Below are 19151 nucleotides of genomic sequence, written 5' to 3'. Positions count from 1 at the left end.
CTGCGGCCTCAGCCGGTGAAGGGGTGGGGGCCGAGGCGGCCCCAGGTGATGAACAGGGCCAGGCAGAGATAGAAGAGGTTGAGGAGGACGAAGGGGGCTTCGGCCGGGCGACGGGCGTGGGTGGTCATCGCGCCGACCATCAGGAGGCACCAGCAGATCGCGGTGACGGGAACGAAGAAGGGGGCCACGTCGAGAGCGGCGGGAAGGATGAGGCCGAAAGCGGCGAGGAGTTCGAGGACGCCGAGGGATTTGACGAAGGTGACACTGGCGTCGCCTGTCCAGCCGCCGCCGTGAGTAGCGGTCAGTTTGTCCTTGGGAATGAAGGCTTTGGAAACACCGCCGGTCAGTGCCACCGCGGCCAGCAGCCCGGTGACGATCCACAGCGCGAGGTTCATCGTCCGCTCCTTGATCGGGAATTGCCTGTGTCCCGTAGGACGAGACAGCCGCCGCGCCCTGTGACACGCCAGCGGAAACGGCGCGGGACGAAGGCGGGAACGGGCGCGGGACGAAGGCAGGAACAGGCGTGGGGCGAGGGCAGGACTGGCACGGGACCGGGCGCGGCCAAATACGCTGAATTTGCGCATGCTTGAACCTTGTGCGGGCCGCTTTCACCCCTTTTACCCTCCCCACAGAACCCGTGGGACCGAGAAGTCGACTCCCGCCACTGGCGTCCCCACACGTAACAAAGCGACCAATTGAACCCATGTGATGCAGGTCGGTCCAACCTGCTTACGGGGTGGGGCGACGTACCGCTATTCTCAGCCCCCGAGTGTTCGTAGAACGACGTCAGCAGGGAGACAAGTCACCATGTCGCACGATGTACCGCCGCCGGGCCCACCGACTCAGCCGCCGAGCGCGAGCGGCCCGTCCGGGGGTTCTTTCGACCCGGCTTCGGTCAACCGACTCGACTGGGCAATTCTCGGTATCGGGTTCATTGTGTTGATCTTCTCGTTCTTCGACTACTACTCCTGGGATTTCGGGAGCGGTTACGGCATCAACCTCGGCAGCGTGAGTTGGAGTGCCTGGCACTTCAGCCACGGGCTGTTCATAGCCTGGTTCGCGATGGTCATCACGGTGCTCAGCGCCGCGGTGCTCGCGGTCAGCCTCTTCGTGCCCACCGTCACGCTGCCCGCGCCCGACCGCATGCTGACCTTCGTCGGCTTCGCGGTGGGCTTCGTCCTGTACCTGATCGCGATCTTCGCGCACTCCGACTTCGGCCCGGCCGGTGGCCACGGCTTCAGCTTCTGGGTGAGCCTGATCCTCGCCGGTGTCGGCGCGGTCCTCGCTCTCATGCGGGCCCAGCAGACGAACACCGCACTGCCCGGCAAGCTCAACAGCCTCCCGCGCGTCGGCCGGTAGTCAGGCAGTCCGCAGCACCACTCGCACCACACGCGGCACCGGCCGGACCGCCGCCCCACCCTCAGTACGGTGGAGGCGGCGGTCGGGCTCGCGGCTCTCGCGCACCGACGCGTGCGCGCCGCGCACCACACGCGCTACGCCTACGCCCTGCCCGCCGCTGCCACCGCCGCCCGCACGAACGAGGCGACAAGCGCCCGGTCATCGCTCCGCGACCACGCCACGACCAGCCGGCTCGTGGGCGCGTCGGTCACCGGCACGCACACCAGACCCGGATGCGCCGGCTCGGCGAGCGACCGCGGCAGCACCGCGATCATCCGCCCCAGCACGATCATCTGGACCATCTGCGGCACGTCCGCGACCTCCGGCCCGCTCCCGTCGTCGGGCACACCCGCCCAGCCCACGCCCTGCCAGCGCGGCAGCGTCTCGCCGTCCAGATCCGCGAGCCGCAACTGCGCACGCCCGGCCAGCCGGTGGTCACGCGGCAGGATCGCCACCCGCCCCTCCACGAACAGCGTCTGGGACGCGAGCCCGGTCAGGTCGTCGAACGGCGCGTACAGCAGCGCCACATCGGCCCTGCCGTCCCGCAGGTGGTCGGCCCGGTCGGTGGCGCCGCCGAACAGCACGTCCACCCGGCGCGCGTCCGGCCGTTCCGCGTACGCGGCGAGGATCCCGGACAGCAGATTGGCGTCCCCGCCCGGCTTGATCACCAGCCGCAGCTGGGCCCGCGCGTCACCGGCCCGGCGCGCGCTCTCGGCCGCCGCGCCGACCGCGTTGAGCGCGTGGCGGCCGTGGTGCAGCAGCGCCTCCCCCGCCGGGGTGAGCGCCACATGGCGGCTCGTACGGGTCAGGAGCAGGACACCGAGGCGCGACTCGACCCGCCGGATCGCCTTCGACAGCGCGGGCTGCGCGATGGACAGGCGCTCGGCGGCACGGCCGAAGTGCAGTTCCTCGGCGACCGCGACGAAGTACTCCAGCTCGCGCGTCTCCAGGTCACTCATGCCCTCAGGTTATCGCCGATGATCCAGAAGGTCTTGGACGTGGCGGCCGGGCGGCGGTTCCATGGACCCATGATCAGCCACACGATGATTGTCTCGTTCGAACCGTCGATCCCGGACGCGGACCTGGATCAATACCTCAAGGACATCGAAAGCCTGATGGTGGGCTCCGGGCACGTGCGTACCTTCTCCGCCCGGCGCCACATCCGTGTTCCCGCGGACGACCACAGCCCGGTGTTCACCGCCACCGCGATCGTCCACATCGGCGTCGCCGACCTCGACGCGCTCAACGCGGCCTTCGCCATTCCCGGCACCGAGGAACTCATCAGCCGCTGGCAGGCCCGCTACCCGTACCAGGTCGTCTGGGCCAACCACGAGCCGCTGGCCTGACCGACCGACCGGGCGGGCGCGTGCTCAGTGCGCGCGCTTCCGCCGCACCCACGCCACGACGAAGCCGACGGCGGGCAGGGGCAGGGCCAGGACCGCGAAGAGCGCGGCCAGCACGAGGACGATCGCCGCCTTGCCCGCCGGGCTCTCGTCACTGGCACCGACGATCCGGACCGCGCAGGAAGCCGCCGCCCCGGCCACCGCGAGCGCGGCCACGGCGACGGCCTCCCGCCGGACGCCCAGGCGTCCGAGCAGGACGCCCAGCGGGATGCCCAGGACGCCGACTGCGGCGAAGGCGGCCAGCAGGGTGACCACCGTGGGGTCGACGGGCGAGGCCGCCCTCGACGCCCATGGAGTCGCCACCGCGGCGGCGATCCATGGGGCCGAGGACAGCCAGGCCCTACGCGTCGTGCGTGTCATCCGTTATTTGTTCTCCATGGCGTTCCGCAGATTGCGGGCCTGCTGCTGCCACTGCTGCTTGGCGGCGCCCATCTTGACCCCGGCCCACGCGAACCAGTTCGAGCCCGTCGTGTACGCCTTCTGCGTCAGGTACACGCCGTCCTTCCGGGACGAGATCGAGAACTTGATCTGCGAACCGGCGTCGTCGAAGTATCCCTTGTTGGTCACCGTGAAGGTGAAGGAGGTCTTGTCCTTGAAGGACACCTTCACCTTGCCGGGTCCGCCCGCGATCCGGCCGAGGCCGTGCGCGATCGAGTCGCCCGGGTGCAGCGTGCACATCGCGCCCTGGGTGAAGGCGTCGCAGCCGGTCACCTTGAACGGGAACATCTCCTTCGGGTGCGCCTTGAAGTAGGCCATGATCTCCTCGGGTGTGCCGAGGCTGTTGGGCCCGATCAGCTCGGACATCGTGTATTTGTAGCTCGGGTGCGGCGAGAAGGCGACGGACTTCTCCTGCGCGTGCGCGGCCGCGTACGTGTCCCGCTCGGGCTCCGGCGCGTTGCCGCCGTACAGGTCCTTGATCAGGTCCTGCCACCGGTGCTCCCTCGGCGAGGAGATGCCGAGGGTGCCGCACAGGTCGTCGCAGTGGCGTCGCGCGTAGGAGACCTTGCGCTGCGTCTTGAGGCTGACGTACGGGTTCTGGTTGACCTTGCTGCTGCTGCACTCGGTGTGCACGCAGTCACCGGTCTGGGTCGCCCACGCGCTGCAGTCCTTGCCGCAGGCGTTGCCGTGCTCGTCACAGCCCTCGTGACCGTTGCGGCAGGTGTACAGGCCCGTCGGGTCGCTCTGGGAGACGGGGTCGTTGCCCGCGTACGCGTAGCCGTTGAGCGACTGCGGGTCGCTGGTGTCGAGGTCGGCGTCGACCGAGGTGAAGCGGCCGGTCGACGGGTCGTAGTCGCGGGCGCCGAGGTGGGTCAGGCCGGTGCCCGGGTCGTTGACGCCGCCGACGAAGCCCTTGTCCCCCGACCAGGCGGTCGGCGCCGTGCCGCGCGGTTCCCCGAAGGGGGTGGTACGGCGCTGCTGCATGGTCAGGTCGGCGCCGTTGACCTGGAGTTGGCTGGTGCCCTGGCTGTCGGCGATCAGGAACGACACCTTGTTGTCGTCGGTGCGCATCGCCTGGTTGCCGTCGCCGAGGTCGTAGTAGCGGGTGGCGCGCGGTGTGGTCGACCCCTTGGCGAGGGCGACCTCGGTGCCGCCGAGGTAGAGCGTGCTGCCGCTGTCGGTACGGACCACCAGCCGGTTGCCGTTGGCGTCGTAGACGTACGAGGTGGTCTTCGTACCGCCGTTGCCGTCGACCGCGGTCACCTGGGTCAGGTGGCCCTCGGTGTCCCACACCTGGGTCTGCTTGGCGGCGCCGACCGTGCTGGTCTGGGTGCCGCCGATCGCGTCGTACGTGTAGGACTTCAGCGTGCTGCCGCCGGGGCCCGTGGTCCGCATCTGGCTGAGCGTGTGCGGCTGGGGGCCGGTCGGGGCGGGGTAGGAGTAGTCGCGGACGGTGTCCTGTGCGGTGGCGCCGGTGGCGGAGTGGTCCGTCTCCTTGGTGCGGTCGCCCGCCTTGTCGTAGCCGAAGGACTGCCAGTACGCGGCCGGGCCGCCGAGTGCCGCGGCGCTCGGGGTGGCCGCGCAGCCCGCCGAGCCCTGCGCCCACGCCTCGGTCAGCCGGCCCAGGTAGTCGTACTGGAAGCACTGGGCGTCGGTGCCGTCGCGGGAGACGTCGGTGAGCGAGGTGATGTCACCGGCCGGGTCGTAGCCGTACGTGGCGGACTTGTCGGTGCCCGGCACGTCCTGCCGGTCGACGCGGGAGTTGGACAGCCGCTGGGTGCCCCACTGGTAGGTGTTGGTGACCTGGGTCATCTTCTGCCCGGCCGCCTGGAAGGTGTACTGGAGCGCCTGGCCGGTGTAGCTGTACGTGGTGTTGGTCGTGTACGTGGCGCCGCCGGAGCCGGACACCGTGCTGGGCCGCAGCACCTCGTCGTAGGTCGGGGTGACCGCTTCCGCGGGCAGGCTGCCCGCCGCGGGGTAGCCGACGGACTGCGTGGTGCCGTCCGCGTTGTACTGCACGTTGCCCTGGTAGGAACCGGCGAGCGCGCCTTCGGCCGCCGGGATCGTGGTCGTCGTGCGGTGGGCGCGGTACAGGTTGTCGTACAGCGAGTAGGCCACGGTGTACGCGGAGCCCGTGGCGCCGCCGACGTAGCGGGCGGCCGAGGCGATCTGGCCCTTGAAACCGGCCGGGTCCCACACGTGCTTGGTCAGCAGCGGGCCGGTCGCGTCGCCGTCGTGGGTCTCGGTCTCCCGGCCGAGACCGTCGTAGAGGTGGGTGACGCTCTTGCCGCGCTGGTCGGTGCTGGAGACCAGTTGGCCGCGGTCGTCGTAGCCGGAGTCGGTCGTGCCCTTGTCGGGGTCGATCGCCTTGGTCTGGTTGCCGCGCTGGTCGTAGCGGTACTCCCAGACGGTGCCCGACGCGTCGGTGACCTTGGAGAGCTTGCCCGCCGGGGTGTAGTCGTAGAGCGTCTTGTCGTACGGGCCCGTGGGTGTCGCGGCCTGGTACTGGTCCAGCTCACGGACGTTGCCGCCCGCGTCCACGACCGTGGTGGTCGGTGTGCCGCCCTTCGGCGGGGTGACCGTGGTGCGGTCGCCGCCGTAGGCCGTGGTGGTGGTCGCGAGGACCTGGCCGCCGTCGCCGTTGCCCGCGACCTGCTGGCTGCGCACGACCCGGCCGAGACCGTCGTAGGTGTTCCACGTCTGCGTCTCGACCGACAGCGCGTCGTCCACCTTGTACAGCACGGTGGAGGGCGCCTTCGCCGCGTAGTACGAGGCGAAGGTCTTCGCGGGCAGGCCGCGTTCGTCGTAGAAGGTGTCGGAGACCAGCATGCCGCCCTTGGGCCCTGGCGTCTGGGCCTGACGGACCCTCAGGAAGCCGTCGTACAGCGCGTACGCGGTCTGCGTGCCGGTGCCCGCGAGGCTCGTGGTGGCCACCACCGGGGGCTTGCCGTCGGCCAGTGTGTACGTGAAGGCGGAGTTGGGCGTCTGGTTGTTGGCCTTGGAGCGGTCGGGCAGCCAGATCCGCAGCTTGCGGCCCAGCGCGTCGTATGTGGTGTCGGTGCGCTTGCCGTTGGTGTCGACGACCGTGACGGGCAGCCCGCGTACGGGGTCCAGGGTCGTGGTGGTGGTCTGCGCGGTGCTCGCGTCTCCCGCGGTGGCCGGCGGTGTGGTGACCGTCGTCGTGGTCGGGAAGCCGGTCGCCGGGGCGTAGACCGTGGTGGTGACGCGGCCGTCGGTGCGGTCGGTGCGCTGGGGCGCGCCGGTCACGGTCGCGGTGACGTTGCCGCTCAGATCGGTGGCCGAGACGGCGCGGCCGTAGGAGTCGTAGGCCGCGGCGGACTCCAGGTAGGTGGCGGTGGTGCCGTTGTGGGACTTCAGGCTCGCCACGTGCGTGGCGTCACCCGCGGTCGGCGCGGCTCCGTAGGCGTGGCCGTCGTAGGCGGTGCGGATGTCCGACAGGACGTCCTTGGTGTAATCGGGGGTCGCCGAGCAGGGCACCGCGACCGTGAGAATCCGCGAGGGGTTGTCCAGGATCCAGTCGGTGCCGTTGTCGACGTAGGTGGTGGTGGCGCACCGGTCGTCGGCGGCGGTGGAGATGTCGCCGTGGTCGTCGGTGGTCAGGACGCGGCCCGCGGTGTTGTCGAAGGTGCGGGTGACGTCGGTGATCCGCCACGACGAACCGGCGCCGTTGTCCAGGGAGGTCCAGGCGCGGGTCTCCGCGGTGCCGGTCAGATTCGCGGCGATGGTGCCCCAACTGCGGGTGACCGAGGCCGTTTCGTGGTGCCAGGGGGTGCTGACGGTCTTGTCCAGCACCTTGCCGTCGGGCCCGGAGTAGTGCTCGGTCTTGTACTCGACGCCCGCCAGCGAGTCGTGGTCGGTGATGGTGCCGCCGTTGTCGTCGGAGACGGTCACGGTGCGCTTGCCGCCGGTCGTCTTGTCGGCGTCCATGCCGCGCAGGTAGTAGTGGTCGGTCCGCGAGCTCATGCCGGCCGGGTCCTGGCCGCCGGTCTCGACCTGGACGTGGGCGTAACCGCGCCAGGTGGACCAGGACTTGTACTTCTCCTTGGTGATGCCGTCGTCGGAGTCGTAGTGCCAGGCGGCCCCGCCGAGGTAGTCGTACCTGGTGACCTCGTCGGGCGAGGAGGCGGTGCGGTCGGACTGGATGACCTGCTTCACCACGTACTTGTTGAACCACTGGCGCGACGGGTCCTCGTCGCCCTCCTTGGTGAAGGACTGCGGGAAGCAGAGCGTGGTGTTGGTGTCGGGGGTGGGCAGGTGCGCGGCGTCGCAGGCCGCGGTGGAGTAGGTGATGTCGGTCTGTCCGCCGGTCTCGTCGTCGATGGTCGAGACGCGTTCCTTGATGAACGGCGAGGTGTTGTCACCGGGGATGTCCAGCCGGTTGGTGCGCTGGTCGTACCCGAAGGTGATCTTCGGCATGGTCAGGTCGGGCGCGCCCTCGGGGGTGTCGGCGTTGCCCGTGTGCTCGATCGACGCCAGCTCCAACTGGTAGTCGATGTCGGCCATGCCCCACTGGTGGCCCAGCTTCCACGTGTCGACCGGGGTGTACTTCCCGGCCGAGGTGAGCACCTGCGAGGTGACCGCGGTCAGGCGCTCGCGGGTCCAGAAGGACGGGCCGAAGGAGTGGCAGTCGCCGGTCGACTTGCAGTTGAGGTCCCACGGCGTGTCGTACCAGGGGGAGGCGGCGTTGTCGATCTTCGAGGCGTCGCAGGCGCCAGCCGTGGCGGACAGGCACCTCTCCCCGCTGGTGAAGGCGACCTGCGCGAGGGCCTTGGCCGAGTACATCGCGGTGGACTTCAAGCCGTAGTCGATGTGGTCCAGGTAGCCGCCGCGGACGTAGGTCGTCGGGCTGGCGGCGGTCCTGGCGCGGCCGTAGTAGTTGGTCTCCTTGGTGTAGTAGTACGCGATGGCGTTGCCGTGCGGGTCGACGGAGTAGTCGAGATTCCACCGCCAGCCCTGCTGGCACCAGGAGTTGGCGAAGGTGGAGGCGTGGCACGGCTCGTCGGTGTTGTTGCCGAAGACCGGCACGGTCCACGTGGAGTCGGTGGTCGCCTTGCCGCTCGCCCAGCCGGGCAGCCGGTTGTAGCCGAAGTAGTACTGGCTGCCGTCGGTGAGCGTCAGCCGCCAGTACTCGTCGTTGCGCGCGCCGTTGGAGCGTACGTCGGTGGAGGTGCCGTAGACCCGGTCGACCTTCGTGCCGTCGTCGCCCTTGATCCGGAAGGAGTTGGTGCCGGTGGCGACTAACTGGCCGGAGTGGCCGTCGAAGGAGATCGACGCGTTGTCGTACGCCCAGCACAGGTCCTCGTACTTCTTGCCCGAGGAGTCCTTGGCGCCTTCGTCGCCGCAGGACTTGTAGCTGCGCTCGATGTAGCCGGGCGACAGGTCGAAGCCGTCACCGGCCCAGGACGCCTGGTTGTTCGTGCTGCTGGTGCGGCCGTCGACGCTGCCGGAGTCGTAGGACAGGCCGACCTTCGGGGTGAAGCTGCCCGGCACGTCGGGGGCGGGCATGTCGTAGGACCAGGTGAAGGAGCCGGTGTTGGGCCCGACGTTCCAGTTCGAGGACGGGGACAGCGAGGTGGCGGTGTAGTCGCCGTGGTCGCTCGACGTGCCCGCGGTGGCCGCGAGGACCGTCGCGGTGCCGGGCGCGCCCGAGGACGCCAGGGTCAGCGCGTCGGCGGTCAGCGTGTGCGCGGCCGCGTCGTTCGTGGCGCGGACCGGGGTCCGCGTGGTGCAGGCGGGCTTGTCGGGGGTGGTCAGCGCACACGCGGGCAGTGTGACCAGGCGCAGCCGGGCCGCGTAGGCACCGCCGTACGCCTGGGCGTACGCGCTGTCGTCCACGCGGACGCCGACCGTTCCGCCCTCGGCGTCCGCCCGCGGTGCGACGGTGAACAGGAGGCCGTCCACGCCCGCGGCCCGCGTGGTCTTCCGGTCCAGGACGCGTACGGTCGCGGCGCCGGTCAACGGCGGGGCCGTCGCCTTGGCCGCGCCGCGGGCCGTGGCGGATGGCGCCGCCGCCGGCACGGTGAGGGTCACCGGGAGCTTTCCGGCGCGCACCGCCGTGGGCTCGGCGTGCGCGGCGGGCAGCGTCACCGTGGCGGTTCCGGGCGCGGCCCAGGACTTCTCCGCGGCCCGGTCGTCGGCCCGGTGCGGCAGGCCGTCCTCGGCGCGGGGCGCCGTCGTGGTGCTGGAGTGTCCGGCCACGGGCACGCCCGGGGACGGTGTTCTCGGCATGTCGTCGGCCTGGGCCGCCGGTAGCGCGGCCACTTGCAGCAGGCCCGCCACCAGTGCTCCGCAGGCGAGCAGCGCGGCCTTGCCGCGCGCGCCGCCCGTTGATGTCCGTCTGTCGCTCACGCTTGTCCCGTCCCCATCCCTCACCGTGTGCGCCCCCGTCTTCCGACGTCGGCAGCACGAACCGCCGCCGGGCTCCGCCCGTGCGCACGTGTCTGATCTGTCACTTCGTCGAATGCCACGCGTCCGGGGCGGCGCGCGATGACCCGCGCGCCGCCCCGGTGGTGCTACCGGGTCAGGGCCCGGCGGTGGTGTCGAGATCCACTCCGCTGGCGAGCGCCGCGATCTGGGTGTCGGTCGCGACTCCGCCGAAGACCCACACGTCGTCGATCACACCGGGCCAGTACTCGCCCCAGGTGGACGTGCCGGTCTTGAGGCGGCCCAGTTGCAGGCCCTTGGTCGCGTCGAACGGCAGCACCGAGGAGTTCCACGACACCGACTCCTTGCACGCCGGGTCGTCGGGGTTGCCGTCGTCGTCACCGTCGGAGCAGAGCGACTGCTGCATCTGGCCGTTGATGTACAACCGCATCTGACCGGCCATCAGGTCGTAGACCACGGCGATGTGATCCCACGCGCCGTTGTCCTGGAAGCTGGTGTCGGAGGCGGTCGAGACGACGGCGCCGGTGCCGTCCGCGTTGGACGTCTGCAACTGCCAGGCGCCCGCGTGGGCCGGGTCGGCGGAGTCGGGTACGTAACGCACCGCGAAACCGCTGGTGTTCGTACCGGCCATGCTCAGCACCGTCACCGGTTTCGTCGGCCGCGCGGCGGTGGAGACCCACGCGCCCACCGTGAAGCTGCTGTTGGTGTGGATCGGTGACGTGGTGGTCGACGCGTAGCCGGTGGACGTGCCGTTGAGCACCAACGACCCGGTGCCGACCATGCTGTTGGCGCCTGTGGCGTCGATCTGCGCGCCGCCGCCGAGGGTCAGCGGGTGCTGGTCGGCCGCGGTGGTCAGCGAGTCGGGCGAGACCTGGGGAGTGCCGGACGCGCTGTCCAGCTTCCAACGCCCTTCGACCACGAGCTGGTTGTGGTACATCGACTCGGCTTCCGGCGCCGACAGGGCCCGGTCGTAGAACCGCACGTCGTCGATCTGACCGGGGAAGAAGCTGCTCGGTGCGCCGTCGTACGACCCGGCGCCGATCTGGACGGGTCCCTTGCCGTAGAAGGGCGCGGCGAATTTCGTCGTGGCCACCCAGAGGCCGTTGACGTACAGCCGCATGTCGTCGGTGTTCGCGTCGTACGAGCCGAGGAGGTGGGTCCAGACACCGGCCGGTGAATGGGTGGTGTCACCCTGGGAGGCCCGCACGATCGTGGCGCTGTCGGAGTCGGCGGTGTAGGCGTCGAAGGACCACCCGTAGGTCGCGGAGTAGTACAGCTCGAAGCCCGGCCGGTAGGTGCTGGTCTGGGTGGCGATGATCGCCGCGTGGTCGGGTTTGGCGGACAGTTTCGCCCAGCCGACCACGGAGAAGCTGCGCTGGTTGTTGACCTGCGGGGAGCGGGTGGACGCGTAGCCGCTGGTGCCGTTGAGGGTCAGCGACTTGTCCTGCGCGCCCGCGCTTCCCGCGGTGACCCCGCCGTGCAGGACCGCGGGGTCCACATCGGCCTGGCCGTGCACCACCGTGGTGGGGTTGCCGTCGTCCTGCGCGGCCGGTTCGTCCAGCGGGAAGACCGCGCTGGCCGGGCGGCCGGCCCCGAGCTGCTCCCCCTTGTACAGGTGCGCCACGTCGGCGGCCACCAGGGGCTTGTCGTAGATCCGGACGTCGTCGACCGTGCCGGGGAAGAAGCTCCCCGGGGAGCCGGAGTAGCTCCCCGCGCCGATCTGGAGACCGCGCCGCGCGTCCCACGCGGTGGTGTAGCTCGTGGTCCCCATCAGGGTCCCGTTGACGTACAGCGACAGGGTGTGGGCCGTCCCGTCGTACGTGCCGAGCAGGTGGTACCACTGTCCGGCCGTGACGCCGCCCGCCGTGGCGGACATCGCGCGGACCGGGGTGGCGGTGGCCGAGTCGGAGCTGTACTGGTTGAACACCCACCGGTCGTAGCCCTGTGAGTAGTACAGCTCGAAGCCCGGCGCGTTGTTGCCCGGCTGCGCGGCGACGACCGCCGCCGCGGTCGGCATCCGGTCGAGCTTCACCCAGGCGGCGACCGTCATGCCCTGGTCGGTGTGGACGGCCGGGATGTCGGACTGGAGGTAGGAGTCGGTGCCGTTGAAGTCGACGGCGGTGCCGGACTTGCCGGGCGCGCCGAGGGTCGGCGAGCCGACCACGTTCAGGGTGCGGTCACCGGCGGAACCGGCCGCCTGAGTGGCACCCGCATCGTCGTCGAGTTGCCACTGGGCGCGGGCGGGCTGGCCCTCCTTGACCCGGAACTCGTACACCTCCGGCTCACTGCCGTTGCCCGCGCTGTCGAATGCCTGCACGTTCAGGAAGTTGGTGCCCGCGCGGGTCGGCCGGAAGGTCACCGACTTCGCCGCGCCGCCCGAGGTGGCCACGGTGTGGGCCGTGTCGCACACCGCGTCGGCGTTGACGCCGTAGCAGTACTTCACGACGTCGGTGGAGGCCGAGCGGAAGGTGAAGTCGCCGTCCCTGCCGACACCGTCGTACGTCGGGTCGTTGGGGTTGTTGTCGTCGACGGCCGGGTAGTCGCCCGAGGTGATCACGGGGCCCGCCGGCACGGTGGTGTCGTACACCCAGTAGCAGTTGGTCGCGGAACCCGCGGACGACCATGGGGAGTAGCTGTAGTACTTGCCCTGGTCGTAGTCGACCGCGCGGGCCTGCCAGGCGATCGTCTTGTTCTTCGGGACGGTCTTGCCGCCGAGCGTCGCGGTGAGCTTCGTGGAGAAGGTCGAGCCGGACTTCTTCGGGCCGATCTTCGCCGAAGTCCACTGCGTGACCAGGCCCTTGCCGTCACCGGCGTCCCACGCGACGGAGAACTGCACGCTCACCTGGTCGCCGTCGGGGTCGGTGACATCGCTCGCGCTGATCGTCGGCAGGGTGCGGATCCGTACCGACGTGGACGGGCTGTGGCAGGAGGCGCCGGGGCTCATCGACAGGTGGGACATCGGGATCTGCTTGGGCGGCTGGTTGTAGTGGACCCGCAGATACGCCTTGTTGGTGAAGCGCTTCCAGCCGTACGGGTCGGACTCGTTGGCCTTCAGACCGAAGGTGGTGGTCCCGGAGTTGTGGGCCGCCGCGTACTTCACGCCGGTGGTGGCGTTGAACTCGACGTCGGAGGCCGCACAGCCGGAGCTGCCGTGCGCCTCGGTCTGGGTGTCGATGTGGTCGAGCCAGTGGTCGGCCGAGGAGTTCCAGGTCGTGCCCTTGGTGAAACCGCTCGTGCGCCACAGCTCGATCGGCTTGGCGGTGCACGACGCGGACCACGTCTCGTGCGCGACGAAGGTGGCGTCCAGGATCGTCTTGCCCGCGAACTTCGACGTCGGGAAGGAGTAGAAGAGCCGCTTGACGTCCCTGGGCGCGCAGTAGGTCCAGTCGCAGTCGCCCACACCCGCGTCGTCGTCGCCGTTGAAGCGGTACTGCGGGCTGGAGGCCCAGTAGCGCGAGACCATCGTCCAGTCCCCCGCCCTGGGGGTGTACGTCTGCGGGTCGATGTACAGCGGGAACGAGGTGTCCGCGCCGGTCAGCAGCGCGTGGTCGGGCGTCAGCGTCAGCGAGCCGGACGCGTCGGAGGTGTCGACGGCGACGGCGATCGGCGCCATCTGGGAGGTATCGGTCGGGCCCTGCGCCGGGTCCTCCGGGCTGCCGTCCTCGGCGGTCGCGGCCTTCGCGCCCTTGGCGGCGCTGGTGGTCCTGGCGCTCTTGGTTCCGGCCGCCGGGGTGTTCGTCCCCTGCGTGCCCGAGTCCCACATGATCGGCTGCGGCGCCGCGAAGACCTCGCCGCCGGTCGTGGTGTCGGTGGCGGTCAGACCGCCGTCGGCGGTGCGCGCCACGTCGAGGCCGTCGGTCACCACCCCGAAGGTGAGCTGCGTGAGCGCCGGATTCCGCGCCGCCGCGGCGGTGTTGACCACCAGCAGCTCGTGGAAACCGTCGGTGTCCGCGCGCACCCGGAGGTCGACGTCCGGCAGGACGTTCTTGTACGTGGCGGTGTCGCCGTCGAGCGTCGGCGCGGGCAGCGCCGACGGCCAGGTGTACGACAGTTTCCGCCCGGCCCTGTCCAGGGTCACCAGCGGCGCGGAGCCGCCGCCCGACAGCTCCATGCCGACCGACGCGACCGCGGGTGCGACGCCGCCGTCGGGCCGCCGCACCAGAGTGTTGTCGATCGTCTTCCACTCGCCGCCGACGCGGGCCCGGACCGGACGCAGGTGCTGGTCCGTCTCCAGGCTGCCGTCCGGCAGCGCGTACGTCTCGTTGGACTCCGTCCGCAGCGACGTGATCTCCACGCTCTGCCCGGCCTCGGCCGCCTCGGCGACCGCCGCGTCCCGCGTGAGCGCCGTGCGGTGCGACGCACCGGTGTCGGCCTTCACCGGCTTCGAGGACCGTGCCGCCTTCGAGGACAGTGCCGGCTTCGAGGACTGTGCCGCCTTCGACATCGATGTCGACGTCGGCTCCGCGCCCGGAGTCGGTGCCGCGGCGACCGCGATCGCCGCCGCGGGACCCACCGCGACAACCAGAGCGGACGCGAGCGTCACTATCAGCCCACGAGACGCACGCACACGTCTGACCCCACCCAAATCCATAATCCCCCCATGAGACGCGCCGCCTTGTAGGCGTCTGTTAACAGTGCGCGAACAATCGAGAACCGTAGATCAACACCTTCACGACAGCAACACACTTCTCTTGAATATTCGCCCGCCCCCAGCGTTTCGTGACGTTCCGTCAATGTCCGTCGAATATTTCGCGTAGGCGCAGGTAGCGGACGGATGCCCGCGTCTGTGTGAATTCCGCTTAGCCGCTGGTGAGAGCCGCTGCCCGGCTTTGTCCGGCCCTGCTCGCACAACGGCCCTATGCGCCGTCTCGGCGTTATCGGCACCGTCGGTGAGCGCCGCGACGCGGCCCGGACAGACGGCGGGCGGCGGACGTGCGGGCGGTCGGACGTTCCGACAGGCGGGTGTTCGGACGGGCGTCGGTGACGGTCAGTGACGGGGAGGAGCGAGGGTGGTGCCGGCGGCGATCGAGCAGGGGACGAGGAGGCTGTCGGCGCGGCGGCCGGGGTCGTCGAGCATCGCGATGAGCTGGTCCACGGCGGTCCGGCCGATCTCGACGCGCGGGATCTCCAGCGACACCCACCGGCCTTCCGGCTGCTCGGGCGCGCCTTCGAGCACGGCGACGGACAGGTCGTCCGGCACCCGCAGGCCGCGCTCGGCCAGCTTCGTCCGCAGCGTCTCGGCGAGCCGTACGCTCTCGGCGACGACGGCCGTCTCGGCTCCCGTGACCAGGTGGTCGAGCCACGCGTCGGACAGGCCGGTCTCGCCGCGGAAGCCGGGTGACCCGTCGGTGAGGCCGAGTTCGCGGACGGCCCGCGCGTAGCCCTCCCGGCGGTCGGTGTACGGCTCCATCTCCAGGGGCTCGCGCAGATAGCCGATGCTGCGGTGCCCGAGCGCGGCGAGCTTCTCCACGATGCCCGCCGCCGCGGTCTCGTAGTCGGGGATGACGCACGGGATCTCGGCGCCGGGCACCTCGCGGCGGCCGATGTGGACGAACGGGTAGCCCTCGTACCAGAGCCTGGCCAGTTCGCCGCGGTCGGTGGACACGCCGAGGAGCACGCTGCCGTCGGCCAGGCCCAGCCGGTTGGTGCCGTCCCGGTAGATGTTGCGACGGCCCCCGTCGCCGCTGCCGGTGGAGGTGAACAGCACCAGGTCGTAGCCGGTCTCCTCCGCCCGCTCCTCGATGCCCTGGAGGAATTCGAAGTAGAAGTCCTCGCGGGCGTGCGGGAAGACGGCCTCGAAGGTGTGCACCCCGAGGAGGTTGGTGCGCTTGTTGCGCATCGCGCGGGCGGCCGGGTTGGCGACGTACCCGAGTTCCCTGACCGCGTCGAAGACCCGCTTGCGGGTCTCCTCGGGGATCCGGGCGCGGACGGCGTCGCCGCTGATCACTCGGGAGACCGCCGACTGGGACACCCCGGCGAGACGGGCCACGTCGGCCTGGTTGGGGGCGCGGTCGCGGCGGCGGGCGGTCACGGTGTGCTCTCCTGTCGCAGGGGGCTGTCCTTGTGCGTCACCGGCTCGCGCCGGGCCGGGCCGGTCTCCTGGCGGCGGTGCTCGGTTGCCGCGTGCGCCGTCCCGGCGGGTCCGCCCGCCCGGCCCGGTCCGGAGCCGGTTCGCGCGGGCGCGGCATGGCGTTCCAGGGGGCGACGGGGGCGGAAGGCACGGCGGGCACGACGGGGGCGGCAGGCGCGGCAGGCGCGGCGGGCGCGGCACAGCGGCTTCAGCGAGCCGAGCGGGTCCGGGAAGATGAGCTGCACGTCAGCATGGTAGGCGCGGGCCGCCCGTCCGGTGCCGCGCATCGGCGGGATCCCGCCGCGGGCGGTCCGCCGGAAGCGGGCTCGACACGTCGGCCTCGCTGCTCGGCTGTCCGTCGAGCGTCACGGCCCGGCGGCCATCCGGTGTCCCGGCCGGTCTTGGTACGGAGAGCGCGTCAGCACCGCGTGCGGGACGTTTCCGCGAGCACATGGTCCGTAGGCGTCCCTGCGACCGCCGGCCGTTATCGCGGGTCGGCCTCCGCCAGGAACTCCCGCTGTGCCGCCCGCAGTCGGGCGTCCTCCTCGGCGGCGGCCGGGTACTCGACATGGCCCGCCGTCAGGACGAACAGCTCCTTCGGGCCGCCCAGGGCGTTGTGCACGGCGAATTGTCCGGGCGGCGGCACCGCGGGGTCGAACAGGGCCGCGCCGACGTGGACGGGGACGCGGACGCGGGTGGCGGCGACGGCCGCGTCGAAGTAGCCGAGCACTTCGGTGACTTCGGGGTGCCGGGCGTAGTGGGCGCGGACCGCCTCGCCGCTGCCCGTGCAGGGCAGGGTCAGCCGCAGCGGATGGTTGCCGAAGCTGGGCACGGTCAGCAGCCCGTGGTGGAACCGGTCGTCCCAGGGCAGCGCCAGGGCGCCGATCCCGCCGCCGAAACTGCCTCCCACCAGGGCGAGTTGGCGCGCCGCTCCCGGTACCAGGGCGAGCAGCGCGGAGGCCGCGCACCAGGTGTCGGCGACGCATCCGCCGTGCACGTAGGTCTCGCGCGAGGCGATGCCGTGCACGACGTGTTCGGCCGCGGTCGCCGGAATCTCCGGGTCGAGGCTGCGCGTGGCCATTCCGCGGGCGCACGGCCAGATCGCGGCGGTGCCGGGCGGGGGCAGCGTCACATCGACGGCGTCCCTGCCGCCGTAGCCGTGCAGGACGACCATGCCGTGCGTGACGTGTCCGTCGGCGGGCAGCGTCAGCCAGCCGCCCACGCGGAAACCCCCGACCGAGGTGTACGACACCGCGTGGACGCGTACGCCGTCCCGCTCCTCCTCCAGCGCTCCCACCCGCGGCGCGGTGTCCACCGCCAGCGCCTTGGCGTACGCGCCCTGCCAGAAGTCGCCGAAGTCGGCGGGCTCCTCCGGGGTGCCGACCTGGAGCAGCCGGTCCAGGTCGTATCCGTACGTCGGGTCGAACGGGAAGTCGTGGGTCTCGATGGCCTCGGCCGTCACGGGTGCGGATTCCTCTCGTCGGTCGTTCCGCCCGGCGCCGGAAGGCCCGGCGGGGGCGGCGAATGCGATGTCGGCGGCCGGACGAGCCGTGGCCGCTTCTCGATCCTCTCGATCGCGCCGCGTCCGGGTCGAATCCGGGCAGCAGCCGCCGTTCACCGTCCCGGCCCGCCGGTGAGGCCCGGTACGGTTGCCGACGGCCATGCTAGCGAGTGGCGTTCTCGCAGGTCACGGCCGGGGCCTGCGTTCCGGTGCGCGCGTGCCGCGCCCACTGCGCCGCCGGTCCCGGCAGGCGGGCTCGCCACGCCCGCGGCATCACGTGATCCGGATCCGGCCACTCCCGAAACCTACCCTCGGAGGCATGCTGACTGTCGAACTCGCCTTCACCGCCACCTCCGAACGCCTCGCGGCCCGCCCCGCGCACCGCGCGATCCTCCAGCGCCTCCATGACGAGGGCCGCCTCGTCGCCGCGGGACCCTGGGCGGACGACACGGGCGCGCTTCTCGTCTTCTCCGCCGACCGCGACGAACTGGACCGGATCATGGCCGCGGACGCGTACTACCGGACGCCCGGAGTCACCGTGACCGCCGTCCACGAGTGGGCTCCGGTGGTCGGGCGGGACCGTCTGACCGACGGCTGATCCGGTGCCTCAGAGGTGGAGCATGACCGTCTTGGTCTCGGTGCAGGCGTCGAGAACACTCCCCCATGGAGAACGAGTCGGCCCACGGCCGGTTCGTCGGCCGTGGGCCTCGATCACCTCGGCGACCTGAAGCAGGATCGCGCCGCGTGGCCACCGCGAGGACTGACGATCAGTCAACTCACCGGTGCGGTAAGCGACTTACGCCGAGCGGCGGCGGCCTGCGGCTGGGTGTCGGTCAGGAGCGGGCGAGGAGTTCGAGGGTGTCGATGACGCGGTTGGAGAAGCCCCATTCGTTGTCGTACCAGGCGACGACCTTGACGTGCTTGCCGTCGACGCGGGTGAGGGCGGAGTCGAAGATCGACGAGGCGGGGCGGCCGGTGATGTCACTGGAGACCAGGGGCTTGTCGGTGTATTCGAGGACGCCCTTGAGGGGGCCGTCGGCGGCGGCGCGGTAGGCGGCGAGCACTTCGTCGCGGGTGACCTCGCGCGCGACGGTGGTGTTCAGCTCCACGATCGAGCCGACCGGGACCGGGACACGGATGGAGTCGCCGGACAGCTTCCCGTCGAGGTTGGGCAGTACGCGGCCGATGGCCTTGGCGGCGCCGGTCGTGGTGGGGACGATGTTGACCCCGGCGGCGCGGGCGCGGCGCAGGTCGCGGTGCGGGCCGTCCTGGAGGTTCTGCTCCTGGGTGTAGGCGTGCACGGTGGTCATGAAGCCGTGCTCGATACCGGCCAGGTCGTCCAGGACGGCGGCGAGCGGGGCCAGCGCGTTGGTGGTGCACGAGGCGTTCGAGACGATCACGTGCGCGGCGGGGTCGTAGTCCTCGGTGTTGACGCCGTACGCGAGCGTCACGTCGGCGCCGTCCGAGGGGGCGCTGACCAGGACGCGCTTGGCACCGGCGCGGATGTGGGCGCGGGCGGCGTCCGCCGAGGTGAACCGGCCGGTGGACTCCAGCACGATCTCGACGCCCAGCTCGGCCCACGGCAGCTTCTCGGGCTCGCGCTCGGCGAGCACCTTGATGCGGCGGCCGTCGACCACCAGGTCGGTCCCGTCGACCTCGACGGAGGCGTCGAGGCGGCCGAGCGTGCTGTCGAACTCGAGCAGGTGGGCCAGCGCCTCGGGCGCGGTCAGGTCGTTGACGGCGACCACTTCGAGGTCGGTGTCGCGGGCGAGCAGGGCGCGGAGGGTGTTGCGACCGATACGGCCGAATCCGTTGACGGCGATGCGGGTCATGAGAAGGGCTCCTTTCGTTACGTCTTCCATGGTCGGCAACCGCGCGCCGAGCCGACAGTGGCCCGAATGACAGCGCCCGCAAGGATCTCGCCAGCCCGGTCGTG

Annotated in this window: 12 protein-coding genes; 3 read left to right on the top strand and 9 right to left on the bottom strand. The window is 71.0% G+C overall.

The annotated features are described in order from the left end of the window. Positions 1-8 precede the first annotated feature (8 nt). Entirely contained in the window at positions 9-395 is a 387-nt protein-coding gene (locus ACIP4Z_RS23105) for a DoxX family protein (protein WP_355345577.1), read from the bottom strand. Positions 396-936: 541 nt separating this feature from the next. On the opposite strand from ACIP4Z_RS23105, the gene ACIP4Z_RS23100 reads away from it, so the two are divergent. Next, a complete protein-coding gene (locus tag ACIP4Z_RS23100) occupies positions 937-1359 on the top strand; it encodes a hypothetical protein (RefSeq protein ID WP_355345580.1) in 423 nt (140 codons plus the stop codon). A gap of 140 nt (positions 1360-1499) precedes the next feature. Here ACIP4Z_RS23100 and ACIP4Z_RS23095 read toward each other — a convergent pair whose 3' ends face one another. Beyond that, positions 1500-2357: a LysR family transcriptional regulator gene (locus ACIP4Z_RS23095; RefSeq protein ID WP_401310970.1), complete on the bottom strand. Its 858-nt coding sequence runs from the start codon at positions 2355-2357 to the stop codon at positions 1500-1502. Positions 2358-2375: 18 nt separating this feature from the next. Here ACIP4Z_RS23095 and ACIP4Z_RS23090 point away from each other — a divergent pair, with 18 nt between their 5' ends. Next, entirely contained in the window at positions 2376-2744 is a 369-nt protein-coding gene (locus ACIP4Z_RS23090) for a hypothetical protein (RefSeq protein WP_355345586.1), read from the top strand. Between the two features lie 24 nt (positions 2745-2768). Here the strand turns inward: ACIP4Z_RS23090 and ACIP4Z_RS23085 are convergent, their stop codons facing one another. The 6 genes from ACIP4Z_RS23085 to ACIP4Z_RS23060 form a co-directional block, all read right to left on the bottom strand. After that, positions 2769-3161, bottom strand: coding sequence for a hypothetical protein (locus ACIP4Z_RS23085; RefSeq protein WP_401310967.1), 393 nt, complete (start codon positions 3159-3161; stop codon positions 2769-2771). A gap of 3 nt (positions 3162-3164) precedes the next feature. After that, positions 3165-9608, bottom strand: a complete 6444-nt coding sequence (locus tag ACIP4Z_RS23080; protein ID WP_401310964.1) for an RHS repeat-associated core domain-containing protein — start codon at positions 9606-9608, stop codon at positions 3165-3167. 172 nt (positions 9609-9780) lie between these two features. Next, positions 9781-14211, bottom strand: a complete 4431-nt coding sequence (locus tag ACIP4Z_RS23075; RefSeq protein ID WP_401310961.1) for a LamG-like jellyroll fold domain-containing protein — start codon at positions 14209-14211, stop codon at positions 9781-9783. 420 nt (positions 14212-14631) lie between these two features. Next, the gene (locus tag ACIP4Z_RS23070) at positions 14632-15675 is read right to left on the bottom strand and encodes a LacI family DNA-binding transcriptional regulator (protein WP_401310958.1); all 1044 of its coding nucleotides are present in this window, start codon (positions 15673-15675) and stop codon (positions 14632-14634) included. Further along, the gene (locus tag ACIP4Z_RS23065) at positions 15672-15959 is read right to left on the bottom strand and encodes a hypothetical protein (RefSeq protein WP_401310955.1); all 288 of its coding nucleotides are present in this window, start codon (positions 15957-15959) and stop codon (positions 15672-15674) included. The genes ACIP4Z_RS23070 and ACIP4Z_RS23065 overlap by 4 nt, the downstream gene beginning before the upstream one ends. 239 nt (positions 15960-16198) lie before the next feature. After that, on the bottom strand, positions 16199-17176 hold the full coding sequence (locus tag ACIP4Z_RS23060) for an acetylxylan esterase (protein WP_401310952.1): 978 nt from the start codon (positions 17174-17176) through the stop codon (positions 16199-16201). A gap of 358 nt (positions 17177-17534) precedes the next feature. Between ACIP4Z_RS23060 and ACIP4Z_RS23055 the strand changes: the two genes are divergently transcribed. After that, positions 17535-17813, top strand: a complete 279-nt coding sequence (locus ACIP4Z_RS23055; protein WP_391045375.1) for a YciI family protein — start codon at positions 17535-17537, stop codon at positions 17811-17813. Between the two features lie 235 nt (positions 17814-18048). Here ACIP4Z_RS23055 and gap read toward each other — a convergent pair whose 3' ends face one another. After that, positions 18049-19047 (bottom strand): type I glyceraldehyde-3-phosphate dehydrogenase, encoded by a 999-nt coding sequence (gap, locus tag ACIP4Z_RS23050; protein ID WP_355345609.1) that lies wholly within the window; start codon positions 19045-19047, stop codon positions 18049-18051. Positions 19048-19151 lie beyond the last annotated feature (104 nt).

Origin of the sequence: Streptomyces sp. NPDC088910 (genome assembly GCF_044749865.1) — a bacterium.
GTDB lineage: Bacteria > Actinomycetota > Actinomycetes > Streptomycetales > Streptomycetaceae > Actinacidiphila.
Note: the sequence above shows the minus strand (reverse complement) of the source record. Positions and strands in the feature narration are given on the sequence as shown.